Source organism: Paracoccus sp. C2R09 (assembly GCF_018860625.1).
Taxonomy (GTDB): domain Bacteria; phylum Pseudomonadota; class Alphaproteobacteria; order Rhodobacterales; family Rhodobacteraceae; genus Paracoccus.
The window spans coordinates 544,647-556,744 of the sequence record NZ_JAHKQB010000029.1 but is presented as its reverse complement, the minus strand read 5'-3'; the positions used below and the strand labels follow the sequence as shown (position 1 = coordinate 556,744).

Annotated in this window: 3 protein-coding genes; 2 read left to right on the top strand and 1 reads right to left on the bottom strand. The window is 65.8% G+C overall.

Going from position 1 to position 12,098, the window contains the following annotated elements:
- Positions 1–177: 177 nt before the first annotated feature.
- Positions 178–2,934, bottom strand: coding sequence for a trypsin-like peptidase domain-containing protein (locus KO490_RS14560; protein WP_216020105.1), 2,757 nt, complete (start codon positions 2,932–2,934; stop codon positions 178–180).
- A 188-nt stretch (positions 2,935–3,122) separates the two neighbouring features.
- Between KO490_RS14560 and KO490_RS14555 the strand changes: the two genes are divergently transcribed.
- Both KO490_RS14555 and KO490_RS14550 read left to right on the top strand, forming a co-directional pair.
- The gene (locus tag KO490_RS14555) at positions 3,123–10,253 is read left to right on the top strand and encodes a hypothetical protein (protein ID WP_216020104.1); all 7,131 of its coding nucleotides are present in this window, start codon (positions 3,123–3,125) and stop codon (positions 10,251–10,253) included.
- Entirely contained in the window at positions 10,238–12,019 is a 1,782-nt protein-coding gene (locus tag KO490_RS14550) for a hypothetical protein (RefSeq protein ID WP_216020103.1), read from the top strand. Before KO490_RS14555 ends, KO490_RS14550 begins: the two co-directional genes overlap by 16 nt.
- Positions 12,020–12,098 lie beyond the last annotated feature (79 nt).

Below are 12,098 nucleotides of genomic sequence, written 5' to 3'. Positions count from 1 at the left end.
AGTGGGAACAATTCGCTTAAAAAAGAAAAATTCTTGGGATATTAATAAATAGTGGCGGATAGCACGCCACGGAGCAGGTCATTCGCGGTCTACCGGATCGCACGCCGCCTTGCCGATTTCGATGCCGTGCTGCCCGGATGGTCGAACCGCTTGGGGCCGGGGTGCCGGACATCCGCCTCAGATGAAGGAACGGGTCCGCGACGGCTTGCGGCCAAGCATGTTGCGTAGTGCCAAGTTGAGAACCGATGCGGTGCTGCAGGCGGTTGCAAGGTCTGCGGGCAGCTTCGCGCGATCTGCACCGCGGGGGCAGGACGGGCTGTCGGGCGACAGCCGGGCAAAGAGATCCGGCCAATCCCCGGCAAAGCGTGGCAGCGCAATGTCGGCAGGCGCCGGGTCGGCCAGAAGCCACGTGCGCACGCGGATGACCCCGTCCTTGGGTGGAAGACCTCCGACTGCGGGTGCGATACGGCCGATACTCTCGATCTTGGGAAAGCCGAGCGTTTCGGCGGTGGCAAGAACCTGTTCGGCAACGGCCCATCCGCATCCGAAGGACAGTACATGAAGGGGCCGTGGTTGTGACGGGGTGCCAAGAATGCCTGCCTCGGCGCCGATCGTGGCCAGCCCGCGCCACAGCCCGCCGCCGGGCTGTAGGGCCGCCGCGATCCCTTCATGCCACATCTGCAGCAGCGGGCGCGCAACCACCAGCCCCCGCCGGGTCAGATAGGATGTCAGCGGTTCGGCCACCCCGTCCGACCGTTTTTCCGCGCGCCGCGCCTCGTCGGTCATGCGCAGGACCAGGGTGCGGATCTCATCCACGCCATAGGCGACATTGATGGGATAGATCCCGTTCAGCTTGAATGGCTCGATCAGCCGGGCGCTCAGCCGGGCGATGACATCGTCACCCAGGGCAGGGTCGTGAAAGATCAGCGCAAGTCGGGGATATTTCCGTCGGCCCTTGTCGGACGCCAAAAAAAGCGCGGTCTCTCGGAGCGTGCGGGGACCGGCGCCGATCCGACCGTCCCCCCGCAAGCCGTCGCGTTCTGCCTGTATCGAATGCCCGATCAACGCGTTGCGACGCGGGTTGCGCAGCTGGGCCACGGCGGAAGGGACCGTCGCATGCTGCCCGGCTGTCGGGAATGACCGCACCTGCAGATCGAAGGCCGCAGGCGCACGAGGCGCAAGCCTGAGGACCCAACCGTCGATCACGTTGGCATCCCAGTCGGAATAGCTCCAATGCGCGTGGCCCTTGCGCCCCTTCCATTGGCCCCAATCCTCGCCCCACGAGTTTCGAATGACGAACCCCCGATCGTCATAACCGACGATGGTGAAGGCATGTGCCCCCGATCGACCCGGCTTCTGCGGAATGCGCCCGACGGGCCGGGTGCGGCGCCGCCAACCTTCATGCAGATATGCCGAGACCACGACGGATCCGACCTCTTGCACCGCAAGCTGATAGTCGCTGACCAGAGGGTGCAGCCGGAAATAGGCCCCGAGGGCGATGTTGCGGGCCTCCTTGGCGGCGGCGATGGTCAGATGCCATGTCGGATCGTGCCCGGTATAGGGGGCCGTCTTATCCAGGCAGACCCCATGGTGATAGATGCCCTTGATCGCGCCCCGAAGCGACGTGCCGCCGGGCAGGTCGTCCACGAATTCATCGTTGCGGGTCGCCAGGGCATAGATCATCGCGGGGCTGACACGTTGACCGGCCCCGCCCGCAACGTGCTTCAGTTGCAGGTTGATCGCCGATGCAAGCGCGAAGCCCACGCAACTGAACGGATCGGCCTGGCAACCGATCTCACCTGCGGTGGGTCGTTCGGGCAGGATGGATTGCCGGGCCGGCTGCAGCACGGGGCGATAATACTGATCGCGCGCATCGCTGCGATCCGGCAGCAGGGCGTGCATCCTCGGCAGATCGTCCCCCTGGGTCGCGAATTCCTCGCCGGTGGCCCGCAGCTGGGTCAGGGGTCTTCCGAAATGGAAAGAAGACGCGTCTGGCCATTTGTCCGGGTCGGGTGCCACCGCGCCCGCAGGCCCGGTCATGCGCATATGCAGCGCCTGTTCCCCCAGAACGACGGGAAGAAAGACGCCGCGATTGGGGTCGTCCACGCCCGAACCCCCGAAGTAATGAATGCCGATCGCCTCGCCCGTGGCCAGATCGATGATCGGAGAGCCGGAGCTGCCCGGCAGCGTCGAGGCATCGTGCAGAAAGACCGCCTGGCCAAGGCCTCCGGTCACACCGTAAGCGGCGCGCTTCGTCGCAAGATCGCCGTCGAATATCCCGATCAGCGCATTCGCATCCGAGGGGGCGGTAGAGGGGTTGGGGTAACCGATGACGCCGATCTCGAGCGGATTTCCGTTCGGGCCCTGATCCGGCTGCCGCAGCGGGACGGGTTCGCGGTCGCAATCCGCGTTCAGGCGCAACAGCATCAGATCCCATTTCGGATGCGCCCATTCGACGCCCTCCACGCCGATGACGGTATCGACCGCAGGGTCGGTCACGGCACTGCCGGACTGTCGTTCGAACACCACGCGGGCAGGGCGGTATGGTGGTCGATTGGAGGCAATCAAAGGCATGGAGTTCGGCCGACATTGGATCGCCGCGCCCGGATTCAGAATGGCGCCCAGCATATGCCGGGCCGTCGCAACGCGGCGTCTGTCGGCCGAAACGCGAAAACAGGTTCCCAGCCGCAGCCACCGGCCCCCGTCATTCACTTCGATCACCCCGACCGAGGGGGCAATCGCGGCGACCCGCGCCGCTAGAAGCCTGCGCGAGGCATCGGACAGCGTTTCGAACCGGGCGGTATCGGGCAGCTGATCGGCCAGCAGCACGATCGCCGGTCGGTTGCTTCGGATGATCGAACGAACACGGCTGGCCGCCCCCGGCGGAGTGCGATGACCCGCCATAAGTTCGCGAATATGGAATATGTCGGACATATATGGGCCATAATTAATTTATAACCGGATGCATTTATGATATGCTGAATCAGAAGCGGTTTAAAGATTCTCTTTCTGCACGAACTGAAAATAATATTATTAACCCGAAGAATTCAGAAATGCATTTTCATCCCGATATTGTTCCGCTTGGTCTTGTCGCGATGCTTGCTGAGTTCCGGAGGGTGGTCATGCGCAAATTCCCCAAGTTCGTCGCCCTGCTGGGTGGAATGGCCCTGGGCATGTTCGGTGCACCGGCGGTGGCGGCCACGGGCGCCGCCCCCGAAAGGACCGAGATGTCCGAGACCTGCCTGTCGGTGAAGGCGTCCGATGATGCCCGGGTGGTCTGCGCGGATCTGGCCGCCATCGACCAGACATTGGTCTATAACCGCTTCGGCTCGTTCAATCCCTTTGGGATGATCTTCGTGTTGAACCGCGACATTGCCCCGCTGGAACCTGCGGTTGCAGCCGACGGAGTGATCGACCTGTCGCTGGATGAACCGCTTGCGGCGGGCGATTGCCAGACGCTGCTGGGGACGGAAACCCGTGCGGCCGGAACCGGGCTGTCTGCCGGAAATGTGCGGCTGCGTGATTGCAAACGGCCCCGTCCGATGGTTCTGCGCGTGAATGTCGGGGATACATTGGTGGTGCATGTGCGCAATCTGCTTGCCCCGTCGCAGGCCCCCGATTTCTCGCGCGATTTCTGCGACCGGGCCGATCCCACCGCCGATATCGGCAGGGAACGCGTCCGGGCATCCGTCGCCGAAGGGGATGCGCAGCTGGTGGCGCATGGCGAGGCTTCCTGCGACACGCAGCCATCATCCGATGCGCCGGAGGACCGGGCGTCACCGCCCGATTGGCCCCGGACACGCGGCGTGAACCTTGTCGTCCAGGGCCTGGTTCCCGTGGCGATGCCCGGCAAGGACGCCCCCGATCCCGCATGCTATGGCACCGACATGGTAGAACCCGGCGATGATTTCCACTGCCGCTACCGGGTCCTGCAAGAGGGGACCTATTTCTTCGCCTCGCTTGCTGCGCCCGCCGGCGGAGAGGGGAACGGCGGCAGCCTTGTCCATGGCCTGTTCGGGGCGGTCGTGGCGCAGAAGCCCGGATCGCGCTGGTATCGCAGCCAGGTGACAAGCGCAGCGCTGGACGCGGTCTGGAACGCGACCGGCACCGTGCCGAACCGGACCCGGCAGGGCGGCCCCGATTACGAGGGCACCGACGACGCCGGGACGGGGGTTCCGATCCTGAACATGGCGATGCCGGTCGACGGAACCGCCCAGGCGGATTTCAACGATGCCGGCGCGGTCGAGATCGTGCATGGCGATCTGAATGCGATCATCTATTGCGACAGCTCGGCGCCGGGTGCCGATTGCGCGCCCGCGCTGCAGGGTCAGCCGGTCGATGCCGGAACGGTCGAGCCTGCTTATACCTCGTTTCGTGAATTCTCGGTCTTCTTCCACGATGAGCTGAAGACCTTCTATACCAAAAACTTCCGCGAGCTGGGCCAGTTCGGCCAGCTGGCAGGGGTAAAGGACGGGTTCGCGATCAATTACGGGGCGTCGGGCATGGGCTCGATCCTGCTGGCCAATCGCAAGGGCATCGGCCCCGGCGACGACTGCATGGAATGCCTGTACGAGGAATTCTTCCTGTCATCCTGGGTCAACGGCGATCCGGCCTTGCTGGAATGGTATCCGGACGACCCGTCGAACGTTCACCATTCCTATCTGAACGATCCGGTCGTCTTCCGAAACTTCCATGCCGGACCGAAGGAAACGCATGTCTTCCACCTTCATGCGCATCAGTGGTTTGCGGGCAACGACCCCAACCGGGGCAGTTACCTCGACAGTCAGACGGTCGGACCGCAGCAGGGCTTCACCTACAACATCTATCACGGTGGCCTGCGCGGTCCGGGCGATACAGGGCAGGGCTGGTGGGACAGCCAGGGGTCGGGGAACCGCAACCGGACGGTGGGGGATTCGATCTTCCACTGCCATCTCTATCCGCATTTCGCGCAAGGGATGTGGGCGCTCTGGCGTGTGCATGACGCGCTGGAGGACGGCACCCGCCTGATGCCGGACGGGCAGGCGCATGACGGCCTGTCGGTCGATTTCACGCCGGTCGCGGATCGGGCGGCGGCCCGCGCAGGCAGCGTCGATCCGACCACCGGCGAATGGATGAACGCGCAGGAGGGAACGCCCATCCCGGCGCTTGTACCCTTGCCGGGCGAACCGATTCCGCTGGCACCGACCTATGCCGTTGCCGCCGACATGGATGCCGACAGCGGGGAACTGCTGTCGGATGCGCCGACCCCCATGCCCGGCTATCCCTTCTATATCGCGGCCGAACCGGGCCACAGGCCGCCGCAGGCGCCGCTTGATATCGCACGCAACCTTGGCGAATTCGCCGATGCCAGCGCCGCCGAGGATCTGCGCCGGGACGGCGATGCGTCGGGACTGTTCGAAGCCGCCGGCGAATGGCTGGACGGGGGGCTGAACCGACATGTCGTAAGCGCGGGGTCCGAACGCGAATTGGGGATCAGGCTGCCCGAAGTCATCTCGGATCCCGCGATATTCGAGGCGCTGTCGCCCGAACGGCAGGTCGATGCGATGAGGCAGGTGATCGCCAAGGCCTTCGCCCTCGGAGATCTGAGCGGCAAGATGAACCGCGCCGTCATCAAGCTTCGCGACCCCCTGGGCGAGCGGCTGGAGCAGGCAGCGATGGGGTTCCACCATGATGGGGAACGCTATGGTCCCGACGGAGGCGCGCTGCGCCTTGCGCGGGCGGACGGGACCGCGGTGACACAACAGCAGAACGGCGGCTATGACACGGGGCTTGCGACCGCGCCCGGCGCACAGCCGGACCGCCCGCCCGTCTTTTACGTCAACGGCGCCGCCCCCCGGCCGGGCGCGCCCTTTGCGGATCCCTGCGGGCGCTGGATCCCCGACGCAAAGGCGGATGCGGTCACGGACCCCCTGACCGGCAGCTGGCTGGGTGATCCGTTCCTGGGCGACGGGGCCGTGGCGGGGTATCGGCGATACGAGGCCTCTGCCGTGCAGCTGGACATGATCGTCAACCGGGCGGGCTGGCATGATCCGCAGGCCCGCATCAACGTGCTCAGCACCGAATCCGACAGGTTCAAGGCCGGACCGGGCCTGATATCGCCCCTGATCAGCGACAGCGAGGAGCCGTTCTTCTTCCGCGCGCTGTCGGGCGAATGCATCGAATTCCGGCACACCAACGAACTGCCCAAGGAACTGGAACTGGACGATTTCCAGGTGCGCACGCCGACAGACACCATCGGCCAGCATATCCATCTGGTGAAGTTCGACGTCACCTCCTCGGACGGTTCGGGCAATGGCTGGAACTATGAGGACGGCACCTTCGCCCCGGACGAGGTCGCGGCCCGGCTGTGCGCATGGGACAAGACCGGGAACCCGCAGGCCGCCGCGATCATGGCCGACCTGGAAGCCGCCATCGCCGGCACGCTAAGTGTCGCACCGCAGTTCGAAGCCGATTTCGGCGACAGCTTCTGCACCTCGCCCGTGGTCGAGGAACATCGCATCTGGCGGCTGCCGCGCAGCCTGTTCCCCTATCTGTTCCAGACCACGACCCAGCGCTGGTTCGCCGATCCGATCCTGTCGAACGACGAAAAGGGCAAGGCCATCGACCGGACGATGCGGACGGTCTTCACCCATGACCATTTCGGACCCTCCTCGATCCAACAGCACGGGTTCTACAGCGCGCTCGTGGTCGAACCGCCTGCCCGAACCGGCGTCGCGGGGGATCCGGATCGCAAGCCGCTGCTGCAGGCGGTCTGCGATTTCGATGCGGCGGGCCCGGATTGCGCCACGCCGCTGGACCCGGCGGATGCGGCCACGACCGTGGCATGGGGCGGCGAGCAGTGGGAGGGGACGCGCAAACTGATCCGCACCGGGCTGGGCGATCCCGAACACCCGAGCTATCGCGAATTCGCGATGTCGATCGCCGATTTCGCGCTGCTTTACGATCCGCGCAGCCGGAACGATGCGCAACAATTGGTCAGGGCGATGCAGGATCCCACAGGTGCCATGGATGCGGGCCTCGGGGGTCTGGAAGGAATGGCGAAGATCTATTGCGAGGCACGCCACCGGCTGAGCCCGTTCAACATGGAGGCGGCCTGCAATACGGGCTTTCAACGCGAGGGCCCCGGGCTCAGCTTCTTCTATCCCGGCGATCCGCCTGCCTGGATCGCCGGCGGGCTGAACCGGGACGATATCCACCGGTCGCGTTACCAGGGGGACATGTTGGCAGGCCAGCCCGACGGAACGAACGAGGTCCGTGCGCTTCTGGAACATCTGGTCAGCTATCGCCAGAAGGCGGGCGGGACCTTCGACCCGGATCGTCCCGTCTTTCCCCTGGGCGTACCGCAACCGGGGCGGATGGCGGGGCCCGTCGCCGCACCCGAGCGGCCGGAATCGATTTCGGTCGACCATCACGACCCGTATCTGGTGAACTATCGCGGTGCGCCCCTGCCGCTTCGGATCGCGGATACGGATGGCGGCCCGGATCGATCGGCCGATTGCGCACCGTTGCAGCTGAACCGACCGGGCGAGCATGGCGAAAGCGATGCGACACGCGCCTTGGCCGATGGCATGTTCGGGACATGCTCCTATTCCCACCAGATGACCGGGGAAATCGGCGATGCGGGGAATGCGCTTCATTCGGGTGTGCATCAGGATCCCGAAACGCCGGTCCTCGAAGCCTTCGCCGGAGAGCGGCTTGCCTTCCGCCTGGTCCAGGGCGCGCAAGAGGTGCAGCATACCTTCGTCCTGTCGGGGCAGCCGTTCAAGCGCAATATCGATCAGGCCTTTCCCCAGGGCGCCCGGCCGCTGGTCGATGCGGCTGCGCCATCGCTGCAGAACCGCTGCCAGCAGTTGGCGCAGATCGTCCAGGGGCGGCCCGGATCCTACCGCCAATGGCTGGACACGGCCCCGTCGAACCGGGAGGATCCGCCATGGGACGCCGATAACATCGCCTATTGGAAGGCCTTCGAAACCGCGCTGGCCAATTGCGACAATATCGAAGGCTTCAATTTCGCGCAGGAGATCGGCATCTCCGAGCATTTCGAGATGCAGGGCAGCCTGCGCGCCGATATCGGCGCAAGCGTCGAAAGCGCGCTGCTCGGTGCATCGGGCGGTCTTGACGATCAGGCCCAGGATGGCACGCCCAAGACCTCGTCGGACTATCTCTATCATTTCGGGTCGGTCGATGCGCTTTGGAATGGGGCCTGGGGGCTGGTGCGCATCTTCAGGGATGGCACCGCGCCCGATCCGGCAACCGTGCCGGGGCTGAACTCGGTCGAGGTCGGACCTGCCGTGCCCATCAGCACACGCCTTCGCGGCAACGTGCGCGGCGCCGAAGGCGCGGCCGCGCTGCCCGGGATACCGGCCGGTTCGGGGCTGGCATGCCCCTATCCCACCGAAGGCGGGCCGGTGCAGCGGGTCGTGGATGCGGCCATGGTCGCCTTCGAAACCCGTCGCGTGTTCGACCCCAAGGGAACGATCTATGCCGACGGTGTCTACGACCCGGACGGCCTGATGCTGGCCCTGATGTCGCCGAACGATCTGGGCATCAACGATATCGCGGACGATTCAAGCTGGAAGGCACTGACGGCGGACAAGGTGATCGCCGACATCCAAAGGGTCCACGGCACGCAACCGGAACCCTTCGTCCTGCGCGTCCGCGCCGGGGATTGTCTCAGGCTGCGCGTGGTCAACCTGCTGGGTGGTCCGGATGGCGCGATGCGCGACCTGATCGGGGATGCGATCCTGCCCAGGATCGTTCCGTTGAACGCCGACCCCATTCCCGAACTGCACGAGGGTTCCGACAACGGCAAGCGGTTGCGCCTCGCGGCATTGCCCGATGCGGACAACCGTGGCGGCGTTCGACCCTCGGCATCCCTTGCGCTCAGCCTCGGGCTGCCCAGCCTCGATCTGGTTCGCGACGTTCCCAAGGGCTACGGGTACAACCTTTCAGCGCTGCCCGGCGGCAATGGCGGTGTCGAGACCAGTCGCCTGATGGTGTCCTATGCTGGCCGTTCGCGTCTTGATTTCGACGACGAGAACGACGCGCAGACCGTCCTTGCCAACCATGCCATCGCCATTCTGAATGCGCCGGAAGGCCCCCTGGCGACGCTTCTTTCGGGCGTCACGGGCGGGGATTCGGGTCCGCTGATCGTGGTGCCGCATACAGAGGAAGGCGCCGCCTTGGCCTCGGTCCTGGGTCACGACTTCGATTTGATGGCACCTCAGGCCCTGACCGGGGGCGTCCTGGGCGCCGATCCGGCAGTTCTGGAACCGATGCTGGCCGAAGGCTGCGCGGCGGATCGGGACTGCCCCAGCGCAGAACAGCTTCACACGGAAATTGCCGCCCATGTGCAATCGGCATTGTGGCAGGCCGCGCACGAGGTCACGCATTGGATCCCCTATGCCTTCGGGCCGGTGCCCGTCGTTCCGACGGGGGATGTCATCTCTCAGACCGTGCATGGCCTGTTCGGGGTGATCGACGTGGTGCCCGCGAACTGGCAGCCTGCCGGAACGGGCGGGCTGTCCTGCGCCGATCATCCGGTCGAAGGTTACGAATACTGCGAAGCCAGCCATGTGCCGGGCCTGGGGGACGGGCAGGGGATGCTGTACCAGGTGCCCCGGGATGACGGCGACCCCGTCAACCTGCGCGAATTCGTCCTGTTCTATCAGGACGGGCTGAACCATTGGGATGACGCATCCACGCTTGCGGTGAACTGGGAAGGCGAAGGCGACCGTCCGGCGCGGGACGGCGACGGTCGTTTGCTGCGCATCGTGCCCGATTGCATCGTCTGCGATGACAGCTATGATCGGGGCGAGGCTGCCGTCAGCCAACGATCCCCGGCCTTCAGTCGCATGCTGCGCCAGGCGTCGCCCGATACACCCATCGACGAGAGCGACGATCTCAACGCGCATGTGTTCCCGCCCCGCTTCGCGCTGTCCGATGCCGGTCAGCTGAAACTGGAGGCCTGCACCGACGAGCAGGTCGTCATCCGCGTCGTGCATCCCGGTGGGCGTGCCCGTCAACGGGCCTTCGTCATGAACGGACATTCATATGACGATCTGTTCCCCGGCTTCGGTTTCCCCCGCTCGGCCCTGCTGGCCCCCGGCAAGACGATGACCGCCTGGCTGCGACCTGCGGCAGTGCAGGGAACCTATGTCTGGCATGACGGGCCGACCCATATCCGGGCGGGCGGGGTCTGGGGTCTTCTGGACATTGCCGACAAGGATGCCGCCCGATGCGCCGAACGATAAGGGCGGTCGCCGCCGCAGTTCTGCTGGCCCAGCCCGGGACGGGCGCGGCAGAGGATCTGAAGCCCGCCCTGGTCGCGCAGGCCGAATTCCTCCGGCCCGACGGAACGATCGCGACGGCAATCGCCGAAGGCGAGACGGTGACGGTCCGCGTATCGGTCGCAAGCGGCTTTTCCAGCCAGCCACCCTCGGGGCTGACGCTGTTCGGGTGGCTGCGGCAGGTCAGCGCCAGCGATCTGCCCTGCGGGCAATCGGCCGAAAGCTTTGCCCGGACAGGGCGGCTGCCAGCGGGGGCGATCTTTCTCAACGACCCGGTCATCGGTGTCGTGACCGAAGACGACGCGCTGGTCCTCTCGGACCCGGAATTCTCGTTGGCTTCGGCCAATATCATGGGGGCGTTCCGCCTTGACGAACGTCCGTCCACGCTGGTGCCCGACCCCGACAGCCGCCGTTTTCTTCTGGCCCTGCCATCCGCGGGCGAGGTTCTGGCCGTCGGTCCGACCGGACAGCGCGAGACGGTGGTGGCCGGGCTTCATCGCCCCGCACAACTGGTCGCCGGACCCGCGGGCGGCATCCTTGTCCGGCAGGACGACGGGCAGCTGCTGTTCGCGACCCGGTCGCAGCGGCACGAGATTGCGCGGGGCGTCGCGACCCTTCGTGCTGCGCGCGACCAGCGATGGGCCGCGGCGCTGGACGCGCGGCACGCCCTTGTCATCGATGCGCAGCAGGGCGCGATCGTCGCAAGGGTGGGGGCACCCGATGCCCTTGATGTGGCGATTCTGCACGATGATCAGGCTGATCGGCCATTCGCCATCGCGGTGCTTCGCCGCGACACCGTGGCCGTCCATTACCTTGGGGATATCGAAGCCCCGGTCATCATCCCGCTGGCCGACCAGGCCGCGCGCCTGGTGGCCTCGCCCCGCGGGCGGGTCGTGCTGGCCTGGACCCCTTCGGGTGGCCGGGTCAATGTGGTGGATGTCGCGCGAAGCCGGCTGGTCCGGGCCGTGGGTGCCAATGCCCCGTTCACCGAGATCGCGTTTTCCGAGGACACCGCCTTTCTGATGCTGGCCAGCCAGACCCATGTCGGCGCGCTGGATCTGGCGGCCATAGCCCGGGGCGAGGATGCGAATTTCCGCGAGATCCAGATAGGCTCCTCGACCGTGCCGCCATCCGGATCCGCCCGACAACTGCTGGCGCCGCTTTTCCCGATGGAGGGAATGCTGGCCGTCCATGCCGACAGTTATCAGGGTTACCGGATCATGGATGGATCCGTCATGGGCGATGCGCCCGCGATGACCGCAACCTCGTTGCGCGGGGGCGTTCCGCGACTGGTGGCAACGCTGGACCGCAGCTTCGTGGAAATACGGCCCGGACTGTTCGAAACCGTCACGGCCCTGCCGCGCACGGGGCGCTTCGAGCTGGTGATCAGCACGGGCCTGGGGGAGCTGAACTTCTGCAGCGAGGTGCCGGTCGCCAATCCCCACGGCCCGCCCCCGGACCCGGTCGGCACCATCACCGCATTGCGCGATGGCGATGCGGTGCGCTTCAGGGTCATGGGACCGGACGACCGTCCGCAGGGCAACGCCCGGGGGCGGATCACCTTTTCGGCGCTGGCGGGTGGCTGGCGCGCATCGGCGCCACTGATCACCGATGCCGAAGGCCGGTCGAAGCTGGCCTATACCCTGCCGCGGCTGAGCGGGATCGTCGTGCAGTTCGACGCCCGCGGCACGTCCCGCTACCGCCCCTTGTTGTTGGAGGATATGGAATGAACCGGATTGCATCTGCCCTGGCTGCCGCAGTGTTTCTTGCATTGCCCGCCACCGCGCAGCACCACGAACACGCGCATGA

Bases quoted from the DNA above. Each gene is read 5' to 3' on its own strand.
- KO490_RS14550 (WP_216020103.1), top strand. From the start codon at position 10,238: ATGCGCCGAACGATAAGGGCGGTCGCCGCCGCAGTTCTGCTGGCCCAG.
- KO490_RS14555 (WP_216020104.1), top strand. From the start codon at position 3,123: ATGCGCAAATTCCCCAAGTTCGTCGCCCTGCTGGGTGGAATGGCCCTG.
- KO490_RS14560 (WP_216020105.1), bottom strand. From the start codon at position 2,934: ATGTCCGACATATTCCATATTCGCGAACTTATGGCGGGTCATCGCACT.